The sequence below is a fragment of the Sediminicoccus rosea genome (genome assembly GCF_033547095.1).
Lineage (GTDB): Bacteria > Pseudomonadota > Alphaproteobacteria > Acetobacterales > Acetobacteraceae > Roseococcus > Roseococcus rosea.
The window spans coordinates 2447246-2463961 of the sequence record NZ_CP137852.1; the positions used below are offsets into that span (position 1 = coordinate 2447246).

Consider the following 16716-nt stretch of genomic DNA (forward strand, 5'->3'; position numbering starts at 1 on the left):
CTCAGCCCTGCTTGGCCGCGACCAGCTCGTCGATGCGATCGCACAGCGCGCCGAGGACGAAGAACTGCTCGGCCGGGGCCTTGCCGCTGTTCACCTGCTCGGTCCAGGCCTCGACAGGGACCTTCACGCCGAAGCGCTTGTCGATCTCGAAGACGATGTCGAGGAAGTCGAGGCTGTCGATGCCGAGGTCGTTGATGACATGGGCCTGGGGCGTGATCTTCGCCCGGTCCACGCTCGCGGTCTCCGCGATGATGTCGGCGATGGTCTCGAAGGTCTGGGCAGACGCGGCCGGGGACATGGCGGCGGACTCCGTAGGGATGATGGATTGGCAGGCGGTTTGGCGCGGATGGCCGCCAATGTCCAGCCGGGCGGGGCTGCAGAGGGGGCCGGGTGGCCGCTCAGGCGGCGACGCGGGCGGCCGCCAGGAAGTTCTTCAGGATCGCATGCCCATGCTCCGAGGCGATGCTCTCCGGGTGGAACTGCACGCCATGGATGGGCAGTTCCCGGTGGGAAAGCCCCATGATCAGCCCATCCTCCGTCTCCGCGGTGATCTCGAGCTCGGCCGGCAGGCTCGATCGCTCGACGATCAGCGAGTGGTAGCGGGTCGCGCGGAACGGCGAGGGCAGGCCCGCGAAGACGCCGCGCCCCTCATGCAGCACATCCCAGACCTTGCCATGCACCGGCTCGGGCGCGCGGATGACGTTGCCGCCGAAATTCTGGCCGATCGCCTGGTGGCCGAGGCAGACGCCCATCAGCGGCAGCTTCGCCTCGGCGCAGGCGGCGATGAGGGGAAGGCAGATCCCGGCCTCGTTCGGCGTGCAGGGGCCGGGCGAGAGCATCACCGCATCCGGCCGCATGGCGAACACGTCCTGCACGGTCAGCGCGTCATTGCGGCGCACCACCGGCTCCACCCCCAGATCGCCCAGGAAGTGGTAGAGGTTGAAGGTGAAGCTGTCGTAATTGTCGATGAGCAGGAGCATGCGGGCAAACTGCCCGCCCGGCCCCGCTTGCGTCAACCTCGCGCATGATCCGCGCGGCCGGAGGCCTCAGCCCGCGGGCCGGTCCTGCCGGATGGCGATGCAGTTCGGATCCCCGAGCGGGCAGGCGACGATATAGACGCCCCGCTGGCCGCAGCCCGCGACACCCACCGTATATTCGGCGCGATCCACCGCGCGGCGCAGATCCTCGGGGATGACGACGCGGCTGGAGAGCACGCTGCCGCTCGCGGCCGGGCAGTTCATCTCGAAGCGCGCCCGCGCCTCGGCCGTGCGGATCGCCGCCGCGTCGCCGCCCGCCAGCAGCTGGTCGGTGGATTGGCAGGCGGCAAGGCCGAGAAGCAGGGCGAGGGGGGCGAGGCGACGCATGGGAAGGGCCCTTTCGGAGGTCTGATGCCGGATCATCCGCCCGGCTTACGCGGGGCGCAATCCCGCCTCGGCCTCCATCTGGCGAAGCGCCACGCGCGCGGCGCCACGGGCGTGGCGATCCTCGCCGGCCTCGGCCCCGGTTTGCCGCGCCAGGGCCTTGGCGGCCAGCATCTCCGGCAGGCCGAAGCGGGCCAGCAGCGCCTGGAAGGCCGCATGCCGCGCCACGTCGAAGGCGCGCGGCTCCAGCATCGGCGTGCGCAGCGGATGGGCGGGGAAGATGTCGAGCACGCTCACCCAGCCCTCGGGGATGGGGCTGGTCGCCGCATGGGCGCGGCCGGTCGCAAGCAGCTTGGGCAGGAGATGCGTGTGCGGCCCCTCGGGCGAGCGGCCATCGGGCGGCGGGATGGGCTGGAACACCTCGATCCGCGCGAGCTTGGAGACGAAGACGCGGTGCGGCGAGGCATGGATGATCGCCATGCCGGCCGGGTTGGCCGGGTCCAGCAGGGGCATGCCGCAGGCATCGCGCAGCACGCGGATCAGCGCGGGGTCCGCGGTGCGGACGCAGGCGCGCAGATGCGGGAAGCCCACGCCCATGTCGAACAGCTCTGCCGTGCGGTCCTCCTCGCGCAGCGCCTGGTTGTCGGGGCCGAGCTCGGTGACGACGGCATTCCCGCCGATGGCCGCTTCCTCCTCCGGCAGGATCAGCGCGGCCGCCTGCTTCCAGAGGCGCGGATCGGTGGAGGGCTCCTCCCAGGCGATGAGGCGCGGCTCGGCCCGGTTCAGCCGGATGGCGACGCCGCCGCGCGCCGTGAGGCGGCCGAGCGGCGTGGCCATCACCGGCTCATCCGCATCGCGGATGAATTCGCCGATCGCACCCAGCACGCCGATGGCGAAGCCGGTCTCGGGCTCGTTCAGGAGGTCGGTCAGGGCGTCTTGCATGGGCGCATGCTGGCGCGCCCAAGCGGCCTGGACAAGCCGCGCCTAGCGGCCCCCGGCCGCGAAGCGCACCGCTTCCTCGGCGGCGCGGAACAGCGCCTTGGCCTTCTGGATGCATTCCTCATGCTCGGCCCGCGGGTCGCTGTCGGCCACCACGCCGGCGCCGGCCTGGACGTGCAGCACGCCCTCCTTCACCAGCGCGGTCCGCAGCGCGATGCAGACATCCATGTTGCCATCCACGCCGAAATAGCCAAGGCCGCCGGCATAGAGGCCGCGCCGCGAGGGCTCCAGCTCCTCGATGATCTCCATCGCGCGCACCTTGGGCGCGCCCGAGAGCGTGCCGGCCGGGAAGCCCGCCTGCAGCGCATCCAGCGCGGAAAGCCCCTGGCGCAGCCGCCCGCGCACCTCGGAGGCGATGTGCATCACCTGCGAATAGCGCTCGATGCGGAACTGCGCCGTCACCTTCACCGTGCCGATGGCGGCGACGCGGCCCACATCGTTGCGGCCGAGGTCAAGCAGCATCAGATGCTCGGCGCGCTCCTTCGGATCGGCCAGCAGCTCGGCCTCCAGCGCCAGGTCCTCCTCCGGCGTGGCGCCGCGGCGACGGGTGCCAGCGAGCGGACGGATGGTAACTTCCCCCTCCTTCACGCTCACCAGGATCTCGGGCGAGGCGCCGACCGTGGCAAAGCCACCGAAATCGAAGAAGGTCAGGTAGGGGGCCGGATTGATCCGGCGCAGCGCGCGATAGAGCGCGAAGGGCGGCAGCGCGAAAGGCGCCGAGAAACGCTGGCTCGGCACGATCTGGAAGGCATCGCCCGCGCGGATGTATTCGCGGGCGCGCTCGACCGCCGCCATGTAGCCCTCGGCCGTGAAGTTGGAGGCGGGGGCGGGCGGGCTGGGCAGCCGGGCGGGCGGCGCCGGGCGGGGCAGGGGGCGGTCCAGCGCCACCTCCGCCTCGTCCAGGCGGGATTGCGCCAGCGCCCAGGCGGCCTCGGCCTCCAGGCCGCAATCGGCCCAGACGGGCGTCACCAGCGTCAGCGCGTCGCGCACATGGTCGAAGACGGCGACCAGGGTGGGACGGATCATCACCGCCTCGGGGATGCCGAGCACATCGGGCTTGGTGGCCGGCAGGCGCTCCATCTGGCGCACCATGTCATAGCCGAGATAGCCGAAGAGGCCGGCCGCGATGGGCGGGAGCCCGGGCGGCAGCGTGGTGCGGATGGCGGCGATGCGCTGGGCCAGCGCCTGCAGCGGTGGCAGGGCCTCGGGCTCGAAGGCATGGGGCGCGGCGAGCGCCTGGGTGTTGCACTCGGCCTTGCCGTCCCGGCAGCGCCAGATCAGGTCGGGCGCCATGCCGATGGCCGAGAAGCGGCCGCGCGCGGCCCCGCCCTCGACGCTCTCCAGCAGGAAGGAATGCGGCTGCCCGTGGGCGAGCTTGAGGAAGCTGCCGACGGGTGTCTCGAGGTCGGCCACGCGTTCGCGCCAGAGGAGCTGGGATTGCCCGGCCTCGAAGCCCGCGCGGAATTCGGCGAAGCCCGTCACGTCAATTCCCCGCGATCTGGTCGATGAGGCGCGGGTTGATCCGCACATTGGCGCGGGCGCGCAGCGCCGCCTGGTACTGCGTCTCGAAATCCTCGGCCATGGCCTGCGCCGCCTCGCTGCGCAGGGCGGTCAGCGCCGCGCCCGCGCCCGAGAGATCGGCCGGCGTCACGCTCAGCAGCTGCATGACGGCGAAGGATTGCGCGCGCTCGACCATGGTGGTGGCGTTGGGCGCCAACTCGAAGACCGGGGCCAGCAGGTCGCGCGGCATGGGGTTGCCGCCGCCCGGCTCGCGCGGGAAGGGGCCAAGTTCCTCGGCCTTGATCCCGGCGGCCTCGGCGGCCGCGGCGAGCGTCTGCCCCGCGCGGGTCGCGGCGAGCAGGGCAGCCGCGCGCTCCTCCTGCCAGCGGCGGCGGGCATCGGCCAGGAAGCCGGCGACGACCTGCTCCCGGACCGTGTCCAAGGGGCGCAAGGCGGGCGGCGTGATCTCGCGGACATCCATGGCGATGAAGCCCCATTCGCCTTCCTGCAGCCGGGGCGGCGCGCCGCGCTCGGCGGCGAAGATGGCGCGCAGCACGGCCGGGCGCACGGTGGCGGCCACGGGCAGCGCCACCTCGGTGCCATCCGGCGCGCGGCCCGTCGCGTCCAGTCGCGCCTCGACATAGCCGAGCGAGTAGCGGCGCGCCGCCTCGGCCAGGCTGGCGCCGCCGGCCAGCGCATCCTCGACGCGGTTCACCCGCTCGAAGGCGAGATCGGCGGCGCGCTCGGCCTGGATCTCGGCGCGCAGCTCGTCGCGCACCTCATCCAGGCTGCGCTGGGCGCCGGCCTCGACGGTGCCGACGCGCAGCACATGCCAGCCGAAGGGCGTGCGGACGGGGGCGGAGACATCACCGGGCGTGAGCGCGAAGGCGGCATCCGCCAGCGCGGGCAGCGGCAGGTCGGCCCGGCTGGAGAGGCCGAGTGCCGTCGCCATGCCGCCGGCCGCCTGGGCCGCCTGCTCGATCGCGGCGAAATCGGCGGCCTGGCGCCAGGCGGTGGCGATGGCCTGGGCCGCCGCCTCGTCCTGCATCACGGCCTGGAAGACCTCGCGCTTCTCCGGCGTTTCGTAGCGGGCGCGGTTGGCGGCGTAGCCGTCCTCGATGTCGCGCTCGCTGACCTCGATCTCGCCCATCAGGCGCGCGGCGTTGAGCGTCGCCAGCGCCACGTCCCGGTATTCGGGGGTGGAGAAGAGGCGGGCATTGTTCTCGTGGTAGCGGACGAGCTGCGCCTCGGTCGGCGGCTCGGGCTCGGGCGCCTCGGCGAAGGGGAGTTCCACCAGCATGGCGGTCCGGCGCTCCAGCGCCCAGGCCAGCATGCGTAGGCCCAGCGCCTCGGGCGCGGCCGCGCCGGCGCGCACCGCGCCGGCCAGCTGCTGGCGGCCGAGATCGGTGCGCAGCAGATCGAGGAAGCGCGCCTCCGTCATCTCGTTGCTGCGGAGGAAATTGTTGAAGACCTCGCGCGAGAAGCGGCCATCCAGGCCGGCGAAGCCGGGAATCTGGAAGATGTAGTCCCGCACCACGTCATCCGGCACCGCGATGCGCATGCGGGCCTGCTCCTGGCGCAGCACGCGGTCGAGGACGAGGCCTTCCAGCGCCTGCTCGGCCACCGCGCGGCGGATGCGGGCATCCATCTCCATGCGGCCCTGCAATTGGCGCTGGATGCGTTGCAGCTCGCGCCGCGCCGCCTCCTGTGCTTCCTCGACCTCGATCGCGTCGTCGCCCACGCGGGCCACGGCGGTGTCGCGCCCGATGTTGCGCAGCATGTCCTCGATCCCCCAGACCGCGAAGGAGAGGATCAGCAGGACGAAGAGGAGCTTGGCGAACCAGGTGCCGGCCAGCCGGCGCATTGCGGTGATCATGCAGAGGCGAATAGCGGTTTGCCGGGCGGTTGCCAAACGCGGGCGGTTTCTGTCCAATGGGTGGAAGTCAAGAAGAGCAAAGCCATGACACCCGGGATTCGACCGCTCATTGCGGGCAATTGGAAGATGAACGGCAACCAGCGCGAGGCCGCCCGGCTGGCGGAGGCCCTCAGGGGCGGCGCGGAGAACGCCGATCTCCTCATCTGCCCGCCCTTCGTCCACATCCACCAGGTCGCGGCACTGATGCTGGGCAGCCGCGTCGCCGTGGGCGCGCAGGACTGCCACGCGGCCCATCACGGCGCCCATACCGGCGATGTGAGCGCGGCCATGCTGCGCGACGTGGGGGCCACGCATGTCATCCTCGGCCATTCGGAGCGCCGGACCAACCACGGCGAGAACGACGCCGCGGTGCTCGCCAAGACCGAGGCGGCGCTGACGGCGGGCCTCATCCCCATCATCTGCGTGGGCGAGACCGAGGCGGAGCGCCTTTCGGGCCTCGCCGATTCGGTCGTGGAGAAGCAGCTGGGGGGCTCGATCCCCTATGGCTTCATCACCGCGGGCGGGATCGTGGCCTATGAGCCGGTCTGGGCCATCGGCACCGGCCGCACGCCGACCGACCGTGACATCGCCGCCATGCACGCCACCATGCGAACCGCCCTGGTGGAGCGCTTCGGCCCCGCCGCGCGGACCACGCGGCTGCTCTATGGCGGTTCGGTGAAGCCTTCCAACGCGGCCGCGATCATGGCCCTGCCGGATGTGGATGGCGCGCTGGTGGGCGGTGCGAGCCTCGTCGCCGAGGATTTCCTCGCCATCGCGGGCGCGGTCCCCGAGTAGCGCCGGGCCGGAAGCCGCTTGCTTCCGGGGGCGCCGGCGCGCCACGCTGCCTCCCAAGACAGGGAGGACAAGCCATGACCGATCGCACCCACGGGGTGAAGCGCCGGGCGCTGCTCGCCGGCGGCGCCAGCCTTGGCCTGGCGCGCCAGGCGGCCGCGCAGCCCGCCGCCAATTGGCCGGACAAGCCCTGGCGCGTGCTGGTGGGCGGGGCGCCGGGCGGTGCGAGCGACATCTTCATGCGCATCCTGGAGCCCAGCCTGCGCGAAAGCCTGGCCCATGGCTTCTGGCTGGACAACCGGCCTGGGGCGGGCGGCATGCTGGCCGCCGAGATCGCCGCCCAGGCGCCGGCCGATGGCTACAACTTCTTCATCAACCACATCGCCAGCAACGGGATCGGGCCGCATCTGCACCGCCGCGCCGGCTTCGAGCCGAACCGCGACCTGACCGGCGTGGCCCGCATCGCCTCCATGCCCAATTGCCTGATCACGCTGCCCTCGCGCGGGTTCAACAGCGTCTCCGACCTCGTCGCCTTCCTCCGCGCCAATCCGCGCGCCGGCACCTTCGGCTCGGCCGGGGTGGGCACCTCGTCCCACCTCAGCGGCGTGATGTTCGGCCAGAGGATCGGCGTGGAACTGACGCATATCCCCTATCGCGGCACGGCGCCCAACATGCAGGCGGTGCTCTCGGGCGAGATCCTCTTCGCCATCGACAATGCCCCCGCCTCGGCCCAGCAGGTGCGCGCGGGCATGCTGAAGGCGCTGGCGGTGAGTTCCGCCACGCGCTGGTCCCAGCTGCCCGATCTGCCGACCATGCAGGAGGCCGGGATCGCCGATTTCGACGTCTCCTCCTGGTACGGGCTGGTGGCGCCGAGCGCCACGGCGCGCCCGGTGATCGAGAAGCTGAGCGGCGCCATCCTGCGGGCGCTGGCCGACCCGGCGACGATCCAGCGCCTGCGCGAATTCGGCGCCGACCCCTGGCCGCTCGGCCCGGCCGAATACAACGCCTTCATGCGGGCGGAGGAGGCGAAATGGGGTCCCATCGTGCGTGCCGCGGGCGCCACGGCGAATTGAGGACAATTGTCCGCTTGTTGCACCGGCTGGGACGCGCCTAGCATCGAGCCGCCCTGAAGGAGCGACCGCGTGATGAGCCTGAAGCGCCGCCATCTCCTGCTCACGCCGCTGGCCATGCCGGCCTTGGCGACGGCCCAGACCGACGAGCCCTGGCCCAGCCGGCCCATCCGCTGCATCGTGCCCTTCCCGGCGGGCGGCGGCACCGACCTCGCGGCGCGGATCGCGACGCGGCGGCTCTCCGAGGCGTTGGGCCAACCCATCGTGATCGAGAACCGGCCCGGCGCGGGCGGCACCATCGGCAGCAACGCGGTGGCCCGCGCGGCGCCTGACGGCTACACCATCGGCGTCGCCACCACGAGCACGCATCCCGTGGCCACCGTGCTGCAGCGCGACGTGCCCTATGATCCCGTCACCTCCTTCACCGCCATCACCATGCTGGGCACCACGCCCTATGTGCTGGTGGCCGGGCGCGCCGTGCCGGCGGGCAACCTGGCGGAATTCCTGGCCCATGCGCGGGCGCGGCCGGGGCAGGTGAGCTATGCCTCGGTGGGGGTGACGACGCTCGGCTACCTGCTGACGCGGCAATTCGAGATGCTGACCGGCATCTCGATGCATCACGTGCCCTATCGCGGCTCCTCGCAGGTCTATCCGGACCTGCTGAACGGCACGGTGGGCGTGCTGCTGGACAATCCGCCCGCCTCGGCCGCCATGGTGCGTGACGGCCAGCTCAAGGCCTTTGCCGTGACCCAGCGCTCCAACCTGCTGCCCGGCGTGCCGACCTTCGAGAGCCTGGGCGTGGCGGGCTTCGACGCCGTCTTCTGGTATGGGCTGGTGGCGCCCGCGGGCCTGCCGCCCGCCATGGCGGCGCGCATGCAGCAGGCGCTGGCCGCGCATTTCCTCACCGATGCCGGCCGCGCGGAGATGCGCGCGAGCGACATCGAGCCCGTCATGTCCGCGCCGGCCGCCTTCGCCGCGAGCATTGCCGCCGATTCCGCCCGCTGGCGGGCGCTGGCCCAGCGCCTCGACATCCGCCCCGAATAGGCCCGAACAGGCCCGAACAGGAGAGACCGCCATGGATGGCATCACCCCGCCCTATCGCGTGAACGAACTGACGCCCGACCCGCGCGTGAGCTTCGACCCCAAGGTGAGCGGCGACTACGTGAAATACGCCCACCGCCTCGCCGCGCGCGGCCTCGTCAACAGCAGCGTGGGCGGCATGGTGATCCGCGTGCCGCATCCGGATTACGAGCAGGGGATCTGCTATGCGAAGCCCCAGGGCATCAGCCTGGAGGAGGTGGAGGTCGAGGACCTGGTCATCACCGACATCCCCTATGGCCGCATCCTGGCGGGGGAACGCGCCACCACCGTCGGCCACCAGATGAACCGCGAGATCCTGCGGCTGCGCCCCGACGTGAACTGCGTGATCCATCTGCATCACGACGAGACCATCGCCTTCCTCGCGGCGGGCTACGAGGAGTTCCGCTCCTTCAGCCTGACCTACGGCTTCCTCATGCAGAAGCCGGCGCACTACCTGCCGGCGAGCATCAACGTCGAGGAGGATGTGGCGCCGATCAAGACCTTCATCCAGGACACCAACTGCATCATCATGCGCCGCCACGGCTTCACGGTGCTGGGCCGCACCCTGTCCGAGGCCTATCACCGCACCTGCGTGCTGGTGAGCGAGGTGAAGCGCAACATCATCGTCGAGACGCTCTGCGCCGTGAACGGCAAGACGCCCGAATACATCTCGGACGAGGACCTGGCGAAGATGGGAACCTATGGCGACAAGGTGATGTATCCGGAGCTGATCAAGCGGGCCTAGCGCCCGATCGCCCCCGGTGGCGACCTCGGGGACATGCATCCGCCCCTCAGTCCTTCCCGCGGGCCCGGCGTGGCCTGGTCCGCGCCTCGCATCCGACAGCTTCCTCAGACCTGCGATCGGTTTTCGCCCGTGCGGCCTGGCCGGCGCGGTGACCTGCGGCGGGCGGACAACCCTGCCGCGACGGGAAAGTCCGACCCTCGCGGGAGGGAATTCCTAACGCGGTTGAATCGAATTTTCACTTAGGTTTGCCCAAGGTTGCAGCAAATATAAATATTAGAAAACGCTGATAACATCATGAATGTCTTGTGAATCGGGTCTCAAACCACAGGTATAACAATTCCATAGAATATAAAATAATGAAAAAAAGCGGAGAAAAAGCCTAAATTCGCTTGCGTCATGCGACGGAAAACGCATTCTTCTCTCATAGGTTGTGTTTTTTCCCAGGAGGCGTTGTCATGGTTGCGGGGGCGCGGCGCAGGCAGGATGAGAGACTGGACCATCAGGTCCGGCAAAGCCTTGGCCAATGGCCCCAGCGCCCGCCCGGCCTCGAACCTTCCTTCAAGCAGCCGGGAACCTGGCTGCGCGCCCGGCCCGACCTCGAGCGCAAGGTGACCCAGCCCTACCTGAAATTCCCGGGGGCCGACCGGCTGAAGACCCTGCCCGATGGCCTCTATCTCCATTTCAGCACCAAGGCGGCCGAGCCCTATGTGGACATCCTCTGCATCGAGGCCTGCGGCACCTACCAGAACCTGCTCGACAAGCGCTCGCGCTTCGCGCCCAGCACCGGCTCGCTGCTCGCCGTCTGCCCGGTCGAATGGCTGCTGCAGCCCGGCATGCCCGGCAACAACATCCCGCGCTGGCGGCTGATCCGCATGCTCAGGGCCGAGCCGCGGGCCGACCTCGTGCTGCCCGTGCGCGATGCGCGCGTGCTCTTCGCGCTGAAGCCCAGCCACTTCCGCGGCTTCATGGCGACGCAGACCGCCCATGCGCACGAATTCTTCTGTCCGATGGACGTGCTGACGGCCGAGGATGGCGCGAAGAACCCGGCGCTGCGCGCGCTGCTCGCCCGTGCCTCCTCCGCCGCCAACTACATGGAAGTCCCTGAGGGCCCGAGCGGCGCGGGCCCCGCGCGCGCCTCCCGCGCGGCCCAGGGCTGATCCGCCTCAGCCCGGCTCGGGCGGCAGGGCGAAGGGCCAGGCCTCGTGGCCCGGCCGGTAGTTGCGGTTGTTGATGGACGCGTTGCGGTTCACCAGCGGCCGGGCATAGAGCGGATGGGTCATGCTCCGCACCTCGTGCTCCACGCGGAACAGCGCCACGCCCGTCCCGGGGTCCACGATGTCGAGGAAGCGATACTGCCAGGGGTTGCTTTCCTCGCTGATCAGCCCGGCCTGCTTCAGGCGCGCATGCGGCCCGCCGAAATCCGCCAGCGTGATCTGGATGTGGTGGCCGTCATAGTCGGGCTGCGGCGCATCCGTCTCGCGGAAGACGAGGTATTGCCCATTGGCGACCAGCGCGCGCGCAACACCGCCCTCCGCCGTGGCGGGGGCCTGCAGGATCTCGCGGTAGAAGCGCGCGATGCCGGGCGTGGTGCCGGCCGGCACGTCGAACTCCACATAGGGCATGCCGAGGCTGATCGCCCCGAAGCGCGCCGCATCCGGCGCATGCACGCGGATGCGGTTGCCCCAGGGGCAGATGGTCTCCACCGCATCCTCCGTCTCGCGGAAGGCGAAGCGCGTGCCCTCGAGGTTCCGGCGCTGGCCGGCCAGCCGCCGGAGCAGCGCCGCGCGGTCGGGCAGCACCAGCGCGGTGGTGCCGCGCAGCACCTGCGGCGCGCCGGAGGGCAGGTGGAACTGGCTGATGCCCACATTGGCCCACATGTTGTCCGTGCCGGTCATCAGATAGGGGTCGCGCGTCAGGCCGAGCCCGCTGATGTAGAAATTCGTGGCCGCGATCTGGTCCGGCACGCGGATGTTCACATGCTGCAGCTCGACCACATGGCCCAGGGACTCGGCGTGCCGGTCATAGGCCTCGTTGGTCGCGGCCCTGTTCATCGAGGGCTGGTTCATCGCGCATTCTCCCTTTGCGCCAAGCTTCGCGCGGCCCCGCCCGCATCACAAGCGCCCTCGACACATGCGCCGCGCGGGCGGAAAACTCCATCCGCCGCGCCAGGGGAGATTCGGGATGCGCATGCTGGGTGTGCTGGGGGGAATGGGGCCGCTCGCCTCGGCCGAATTCATGAAGGCGCTGACGCTCGAAACTCCCGCCGAGCGCGACCAGGACCATGTGCCCGCCATCCTCTGGTCCGACCCGCGCGTGCCCGACCGCACCGCCGCCCGCAAGCATGGTGGCGAGGACCCGCTGCCCTGGCTGCTGCGCGGCATCCGCGGGCTGGAGGCGGCGGGCTGCGGCGCCATCGCCATTCCCTGCAACACGGCGCATGGCTGGTTCGCCGAGATGCAGGCCGCGACATCGCTGCCCATCCTGCACATCGTGGACGCGGCGGCGGCCGATCTGCGCCGGCAAGGCGTCACCTCGGGCCGCATCGGGCTGATGGGGACCACGGCGACGCTCGACATGCGCCTCTACCAGGAGCGGCTCGGCATCGAATGCATCACGCCTGGCGATGCGCTGATGCAAAGCCACGTCATGCCCGCCGTCGGCCTCGTGAAGGCCAATCGCGTGGCGGAGGCCTATGCCCCGCTGGCCGAGGTCGCGCGCCGGCTTCGGGCCGAGGGGGCGGATGCCGTCGTGCTCGGCTGCACCGAGATTCCGCTCGGCGTGGCGGCTGGCCCCGCGCTCGAATTCCCCGTGGTGGACACGGTGGCCGCACTGGCCCGCGCCGCGATCGCCTGGGCGCTTGCCGAGCGGGATCGCGCTGGCTAACCCTTCGCCGCCATTCCATCCAGCCATTCAAAAAGGGAACGCCCGATGAGTCAGGCCCAGCATTTCCACAACCTCGCCGATGTCACGCAGGGCATCGCGCGCGAATTGGCGCCGGGTGTGACCACGCGCATCTTCCCGGGCGAGCATGCCATGCTCTCCGTCGTCACCATCGCGCCCAATGGCGAGGGCACGCTGCACGCGCACCCCGAGGAACAATGGGGCGTCTGCCTGGAAGGCAGCGCGATCCGCATCCAGGGCGGCGAGGAGATCCCGGTGAAGAAGGGCGATTTCTGGCGCACGCCGGGCGGCATTCCGCACACCATGCGCGCCGGCCCCGAGGGCTGCCAGGTGCTGGACATCTTCGCGCCGCCGCGCGACGCCTACCGCGTGGCCGGCTCGGGTTTCGGGACGACCTGAGCGAATCCTTGGCTTGACGGCCGCTCCGCCGCGCGGCGCAATCAGGTCATCGCATTCCCAGGACCTGACCATGCTGCCCAACCTGACGCGCCGCGCCGCCCTCCTTCTGGGGGCGGCGAGCCTGCCCGCCTGCTCCGCGCTGGAACGCGGCCCCGCCGTCCCGCGCGGGCAGACCGGGCGGGCCACCGTGCTGGGCATTCCCAATGAGCGGTTCTTCCCGGCCCTCGGCACGCGGCCCCTGGTGGCCGAGTTCATGGCGGCGATGGAACGGCGGCACGCGACGCTGGGCATCCCGCCCGGCGGCATGATGCCCGCGCTCGATCTGCTGGCTGTCTCGGGCGGCGGGGATGATGGGGCCTTCGGCGCGGGGCTGCTCACCGGCTGGACGCAGGCCGGCACGCGGCCGGAATTCGCGCTGGTCACCGGCGTCAGCACCGGCGGGCTGATCGCGCCCTTCGCCTTCGTCGGCTCCGACTATGACCCGGCGCTCAGGCGCGTCTACACGCAGAGCACCCTCTCGGACATCCTGATCCAGCGCAGCCTGATCAGCGGCGTGCTGATGGATGGGATGGCCGACACCACGCCGCTCTTCCGCACCATCTCGCGCGAGCTGGACGCGACGATGATCGCGCGCATCGCCGACGGCTACCGCCGCGGCCGCCTGCTGCTGATCGGTACCACCGATCTCGACGCGCAATTGCCGGTGATCTGGAATGTGGGCGCCATCGCGGCGAGCGGCCATCCCGGGGCGCCGGCGCTGATCCACCGGATCATGCTCGCCTCCGCCTCGATCCCCGGCGCCTTCGCGCCCGTCCTGTTCGACGTCACGGTGGATGGCGTGCGGCACCAGGAGCTGCACGTGGATGGCGGCGCCTTCGCGCAGGCCTTCCTCTATCCGGTGGCGGTCACCCAGGCGCGGCGCGCGCGGCTGGCCCGCCGCCAGCCGGTGCAGCCGATCCGCGCCTGGGTCATCCGCAATGCGCGGCTCGATCCCAACTGGGCCGCGACCGACCGGCGGACCATGAGCATCGCCGGCCGAGCGGTGGAGACGATGATCGCCTCCAGCGGCTTCAACGACGTGATGCGCATCTGGTTGAACGCGCAGCGCGATGATGTGGAATACCACCTGGCCTATATCGGCTCGGATTTCGACGTGCCCTACACCACGCCGTTCAACCCGGCCTATATGGGCCCGCTCTTCGAATATGGCCGGGTGCGCGCGGCGCGCGGCTATGACTGGGCGCGCCAGCCGCCGCTGGTGGAGTGAATCAGTCGTCCCCGCACTCGCAGCCCGGGGCGGGGGCGGTGCTCTGCCGCGTCACATGATGATCCACCCATTCGGCGACGAGCCGCCGCGCCTCGGCGATCGAGGCCTCGGGGTGATGGACGCGATACAGCGTGGTGCAGGCCTGGAAGGCGGCCATGTCCGTAGTCCCGACATCGCGGAGCTCGCGATAGGCGGTGACGACGGCGCGCTCGCAACGGCGGGCGATATGGCTGAAATCGCGACCCATGATGCTCTCCAGTTGCGAATCACTCGCAACGCCACGAACGATAGCGACATCTGAACAGGCGTTCAAGTGATGCCGTGGTGGGTCAGCCGGTTTTTCGCGGGATCAGCGCCAGGGCCAGCAGCGGCAGGAGCCCCGCCACCCAGAAGCCGTCCGAGAACCCGGCCAGGAAGGCCTCCGCCGGCGGGGCGCCTGCCGCCAGCGCGGCCCCTTCGCCCGCGCCGAAGACCAGCGTCAGCAGGGAGGCCGCCAGCACCACGCCGAGCGTGCGGGTCAGCAGCGTCAGGCTGCCCGCGACGCCGCGATCCTCCCGCCGCATGATTGCCGTCACCATGTCCGTATAGGCCAGGGTGAAGAGGCCGATGCCGATTCCCTGCGCCAGCAGGCAGGCCAGCAACAGGGCAGGGGGCGTGCCCGGCCCCCAGAAGGCCACCGAGAGCAGTCCGAGCCCCGCCAGCAGCGCGCCGGCCAGCGCCACGCGCGGCCCGCCGCCGAGCCGCCCGCCCAGGGCCGAGCCGAGCATCGCCCCGCCATGCCCGCCCGCCAGCACGAGGCCAAGCCAGAGCGGCGCCAGCCCCGCGACGCGTGTGAGGTAGAAGGGCACCAGCAGCATCACCGCGAAGCCCGCGAGGTTGATGAAGAGGCTGGCCAGGTTCAGCCGCGCGAAGCCCGGCCGGCGGAACAGCCGCAGCTCCAGGATCGGCCGGGCGACGGAAAGGCTGCGCCAGATGAACCCCCCCAGCGCCAGCGCGGCCAGCCCGAAGAGCGGGGGCGAGGCGCGGTTGATCGCCAGCAGCAAGCTCGCCATGCCGAGGGCGAGCAGTGCCGCGCCCCCCGCATCGAAGCTCTCGCGCGCGCCCTCGCGCGGCGGCGGCGTCTCATGGCGCATCCACCAGAGCGCGGCCAGCGCCACCGGCACGCGGATCCAGAACACGGCGGGCCAGCCCCAGAGCTCCACCAGCACCCCGCCCAGCAGCGGCCCGAGGGCCGCACTCGCCGCGAAGCTCGCCGCATAGGCGCCGAGCGCCCGGGCGCGCATCGCCTCGGGATAGAGGCTCGTGGCCAATGCGGCGCCGCAGCCGATGACCAGCGCCGCGCTGATCCCCTGCAGCACGCGCGCGGCCAGCAGCAGCGGGTAGCTCGGCGCCAGCGCGCAGAGCAGCAGGGCCACCGCGCTGGTGATCAGGCCCAGGCGGAACACGCGCGCATGGCCCCAGATGTCGCCGATGCGCCCCACCGCCAGCATCAGGCTGCCATAGGTCAGCACATAGGCGATGATGAGCCACTGGATCGCCGGCAGGGGCAGGGCGAAGGCCGCCGTCACCGCCGGGAAGGCCACGTTCAGCGCGCTGTCGAAGGGCACGACCAGCGTGCCCAGCGCGAGCGGCGCGAGGCGAAGGAGGCTCTGCTCCCTCACCCGTCCAGGCGGATATTGTTGGCGCGCACCACACGCGCCCAGCGCTCGGTCTCGGCCGCGGCGAAATTGGCGAAGCCCTCGCCGGAGACGGCCAGCACGTCCATCCCTTGCTGCTCGACCCGCGCGCGGGTCTCAGGCTCGGCGAGGATCTGCGCGAGCAGCCCGGCCATGCGGTCGCGGATGGGGGCGGGCACGCCGGCGGGCGCGAAGACGGCCCACCAGGTCGGCGCCTCGAAGCCCGCGATGCCCTGCTCCTGGAAGCTCGGCACGCCGGGCAGGTCGCGCCAGGCCGTCGCGGTCGTCACCCCCAGGCCGCGCAGCGCGCCGCTGCGGACATGCGGCCCGCCCACGGGTGCATTGGTGACGAAGAGCGGCACCTGGCCCGCCAGCGCATCGGCCAGCGCGGGCGCGCCGCCCCGATAGGGCACATGCGTCAGCTCCACGCCCGCGAGGTTGCAGAGCTGCACCATCGCCACATGCATCATCGTGCCGACGCCCGCGGTGGCGTAGGTGATGCGCCCCGGCGGCTGCGCGCGGGCGGCGGCCATCAGCGCCTGGAAGCTCGGCCAGGGCGTCGCCGAATGTGCCGTCACCACCAGCGGCCCACGGCCGATCAGCGTGATCGGCGCGAAATCCCGCCGCACGTCATAGGGCAGGTTCATGATGGCGGGCGTGATGACCTGGCTGTCCTGCGCGATCAGCCAGGTGTGGCCATCGGCGCCGGCCCGCGCCACTTCCGCCGCGCCCACCGTGCCGGTCGCTCCCGCGCGGTTCTCCACCACCACGGGCTGGCCGAGCAGCGCCTGCAGCCGCGGTTGCAGCAGCCGGGCGACGATGTCCACCGAACCGCCGGGCGGCCAGCCGACCACGAGCCGGACCGGCCGGCTCGGCCAGGCCTCCTGCGCGCGGGCGACCGAGGGAGCGGCCAAGGGAGCGGCGAGCAGCCCGAGCGTGAGGGCGCGACGTTGCATGCGGGAATTCCTCCTGGATGGCCGGTATGTGTCCGGCTTGTCAGGTCAGCGTGCC

18 protein-coding genes are annotated in these 16716 nt (G+C 71.2%); 8 read left to right on the forward strand and 10 right to left on the reverse strand.

Annotated features, from left to right (window positions below; genetic code table 11):
• Window position 1: 1 nt before the first annotated feature.
• The 6 genes from R9Z33_RS11760 to R9Z33_RS11785 form a co-directional block, all read right to left on the reverse strand.
• The gene (locus R9Z33_RS11760; RefSeq protein ID WP_318651480.1) at window positions 2-298 is read right to left on the reverse strand and encodes an acyl carrier protein; all 297 of its coding nucleotides are present in this window, start codon (window positions 296-298) and stop codon (window positions 2-4) included.
• A gap of 100 nt (window positions 299-398) precedes the next feature.
• On the reverse strand, window positions 399-980 hold the full coding sequence (locus R9Z33_RS11765; RefSeq protein WP_318651481.1) for an anthranilate synthase component II: 582 nt from the start codon (window positions 978-980) through the stop codon (window positions 399-401).
• A gap of 66 nt (window positions 981-1046) precedes the next feature.
• Window positions 1047-1364, reverse strand: a complete 318-nt coding sequence (locus R9Z33_RS11770; protein WP_318651482.1) for a hypothetical protein — start codon at window positions 1362-1364, stop codon at window positions 1047-1049.
• Window positions 1365-1409: 45 nt separating this feature from the next.
• Window positions 1410-2303, reverse strand: a complete 894-nt coding sequence (locus R9Z33_RS11775; RefSeq protein WP_318651483.1) for a DUF6925 family protein — start codon at window positions 2301-2303, stop codon at window positions 1410-1412.
• Window positions 2304-2345: 42 nt separating this feature from the next.
• Window positions 2346-3890 carry an anthranilate synthase component I gene (gene trpE, locus R9Z33_RS11780; protein WP_404830672.1) on the reverse strand — a complete coding sequence of 515 codons (1545 nt, stop codon included), beginning with the start codon at window positions 3888-3890 and terminating at the stop codon, window positions 2346-2348.
• Entirely contained in the window at window positions 3844-5736 is a 1893-nt protein-coding gene (locus R9Z33_RS11785; RefSeq protein ID WP_318651485.1) for a peptidylprolyl isomerase, read from the reverse strand. The genes trpE and R9Z33_RS11785 overlap by 47 nt, the downstream gene beginning before the upstream one ends.
• Window positions 5737-5832: 96 nt before the next feature.
• Between R9Z33_RS11785 and tpiA the strand changes: the two genes are divergently transcribed.
• The 5 genes from tpiA to R9Z33_RS11810 all read left to right on the forward strand — a co-directional run bounded on the left by tpiA (window position 5833) and on the right by R9Z33_RS11810 (window position 10619).
• Window positions 5833-6570: a triose-phosphate isomerase gene (gene tpiA / locus R9Z33_RS11790; RefSeq protein ID WP_318651646.1), complete on the forward strand. Its 738-nt coding sequence runs from the start codon at window positions 5833-5835 to the stop codon at window positions 6568-6570.
• 74 nt (window positions 6571-6644) lie between these two features.
• Entirely contained in the window at window positions 6645-7640 is a 996-nt protein-coding gene (locus R9Z33_RS11795; protein ID WP_318651486.1) for a Bug family tripartite tricarboxylate transporter substrate binding protein, read from the forward strand.
• 72 nt (window positions 7641-7712) lie between these two features.
• On the forward strand, window positions 7713-8681 hold the full coding sequence (locus tag R9Z33_RS11800) for a Bug family tripartite tricarboxylate transporter substrate binding protein (RefSeq protein ID WP_318651487.1): 969 nt from the start codon (window positions 7713-7715) through the stop codon (window positions 8679-8681).
• Window positions 8682-8712: 31 nt separating this feature from the next.
• On the forward strand, window positions 8713-9462 hold the full coding sequence (locus tag R9Z33_RS11805) for a class II aldolase/adducin family protein (RefSeq protein ID WP_318651488.1): 750 nt from the start codon (window positions 8713-8715) through the stop codon (window positions 9460-9462).
• Between the two features lie 608 nt (window positions 9463-10070).
• Entirely contained in the window at window positions 10071-10619 is a 549-nt protein-coding gene (locus R9Z33_RS11810) for a hypothetical protein (protein WP_318651489.1), read from the forward strand.
• 6 nt (window positions 10620-10625) lie between these two features.
• On the opposite strand, the gene R9Z33_RS11815 is transcribed toward R9Z33_RS11810, so the two are convergent.
• Window positions 10626-11528, reverse strand: a complete 903-nt coding sequence (locus tag R9Z33_RS11815) for a VOC family protein (protein ID WP_318651490.1) — start codon at window positions 11526-11528, stop codon at window positions 10626-10628.
• Window positions 11529-11643: 115 nt separating this feature from the next.
• Here R9Z33_RS11815 and R9Z33_RS11820 point away from each other — a divergent pair, with 115 nt between their 5' ends.
• From R9Z33_RS11820 to R9Z33_RS11830, 3 genes are all read left to right on the forward strand, one after another.
• Window positions 11644-12345: a cysteate racemase gene (locus R9Z33_RS11820; protein WP_318651491.1), complete on the forward strand. Its 702-nt coding sequence runs from the start codon at window positions 11644-11646 to the stop codon at window positions 12343-12345.
• A gap of 45 nt (window positions 12346-12390) precedes the next feature.
• Window positions 12391-12762, forward strand: a complete 372-nt coding sequence (locus R9Z33_RS11825; protein WP_318651492.1) for a cupin domain-containing protein — start codon at window positions 12391-12393, stop codon at window positions 12760-12762.
• 70 nt (window positions 12763-12832) lie between these two features.
• Window positions 12833-14029, forward strand: coding sequence for a patatin-like phospholipase family protein (locus tag R9Z33_RS11830; RefSeq protein ID WP_318651493.1), 1197 nt, complete (start codon window positions 12833-12835; stop codon window positions 14027-14029).
• Window position 14030: 1 nt separating this feature from the next.
• On the opposite strand, the gene R9Z33_RS11835 is transcribed toward R9Z33_RS11830, so the two are convergent.
• The 3 genes from R9Z33_RS11835 to R9Z33_RS11845 all read right to left on the reverse strand — a co-directional run bounded on the left by R9Z33_RS11835 (window position 14031) and on the right by R9Z33_RS11845 (window position 16661).
• On the reverse strand, window positions 14031-14276 hold the full coding sequence (locus tag R9Z33_RS11835; RefSeq protein ID WP_318651494.1) for a hypothetical protein: 246 nt from the start codon (window positions 14274-14276) through the stop codon (window positions 14031-14033).
• An 82-nt stretch (window positions 14277-14358) separates the two neighbouring features.
• Window positions 14359-15690, reverse strand: coding sequence for an MFS transporter (locus R9Z33_RS11840; RefSeq protein ID WP_318651495.1), 1332 nt, complete (start codon window positions 15688-15690; stop codon window positions 14359-14361).
• On the reverse strand, window positions 15687-16661 hold the full coding sequence (locus R9Z33_RS11845) for a tripartite tricarboxylate transporter substrate binding protein (protein WP_318651496.1): 975 nt from the start codon (window positions 16659-16661) through the stop codon (window positions 15687-15689). The genes R9Z33_RS11840 and R9Z33_RS11845 overlap by 4 nt, the downstream gene beginning before the upstream one ends.
• Window positions 16662-16716: the final 55 nt, after the last annotated feature.

Bases quoted from the DNA above. Each gene is read 5' to 3' on its own strand.
- R9Z33_RS11760 (WP_318651480.1), bottom strand. From the start codon at position 298: ATGTCCCCGGCCGCGTCTGCCCAGACCTTCGAGACCATCGCCGACATC.
- R9Z33_RS11765 (WP_318651481.1), bottom strand. From the start codon at position 980: ATGCTCCTGCTCATCGACAATTACGACAGCTTCACCTTCAACCTCTAC.
- R9Z33_RS11770 (WP_318651482.1), bottom strand. From the start codon at position 1,364: ATGCGTCGCCTCGCCCCCCTCGCCCTGCTTCTCGGCCTTGCCGCCTGC.
- R9Z33_RS11775 (WP_318651483.1), bottom strand. From the start codon at position 2,303: ATGCAAGACGCCCTGACCGACCTCCTGAACGAGCCCGAGACCGGCTTC.
- trpE (WP_404830672.1), bottom strand. From the start codon at position 3,890: ATGTGCGGATCAACCCGCGCCTCATCGACCAGATCGCGGGGAATTGAC.
- R9Z33_RS11785 (WP_318651485.1), bottom strand. From the start codon at position 5,736: ATGATCACCGCAATGCGCCGGCTGGCCGGCACCTGGTTCGCCAAGCTC.
- R9Z33_RS11795 (WP_318651486.1), top strand. From the start codon at position 6,645: ATGACCGATCGCACCCACGGGGTGAAGCGCCGGGCGCTGCTCGCCGGC.
- R9Z33_RS11800 (WP_318651487.1), top strand. From the start codon at position 7,713: ATGAGCCTGAAGCGCCGCCATCTCCTGCTCACGCCGCTGGCCATGCCG.
- R9Z33_RS11805 (WP_318651488.1), top strand. From the start codon at position 8,713: ATGGATGGCATCACCCCGCCCTATCGCGTGAACGAACTGACGCCCGAC.
- R9Z33_RS11815 (WP_318651490.1), bottom strand. From the start codon at position 11,528: ATGAACCAGCCCTCGATGAACAGGGCCGCGACCAACGAGGCCTATGAC.
- R9Z33_RS11820 (WP_318651491.1), top strand. From the start codon at position 11,644: ATGCGCATGCTGGGTGTGCTGGGGGGAATGGGGCCGCTCGCCTCGGCC.
- R9Z33_RS11825 (WP_318651492.1), top strand. From the start codon at position 12,391: ATGAGTCAGGCCCAGCATTTCCACAACCTCGCCGATGTCACGCAGGGC.
- R9Z33_RS11830 (WP_318651493.1), top strand. From the start codon at position 12,833: ATGCTGCCCAACCTGACGCGCCGCGCCGCCCTCCTTCTGGGGGCGGCG.
- R9Z33_RS11835 (WP_318651494.1), bottom strand. From the start codon at position 14,276: ATGGGTCGCGATTTCAGCCATATCGCCCGCCGTTGCGAGCGCGCCGTC.
- R9Z33_RS11845 (WP_318651496.1), bottom strand. From the start codon at position 16,661: ATGCAACGTCGCGCCCTCACGCTCGGGCTGCTCGCCGCTCCCTTGGCC.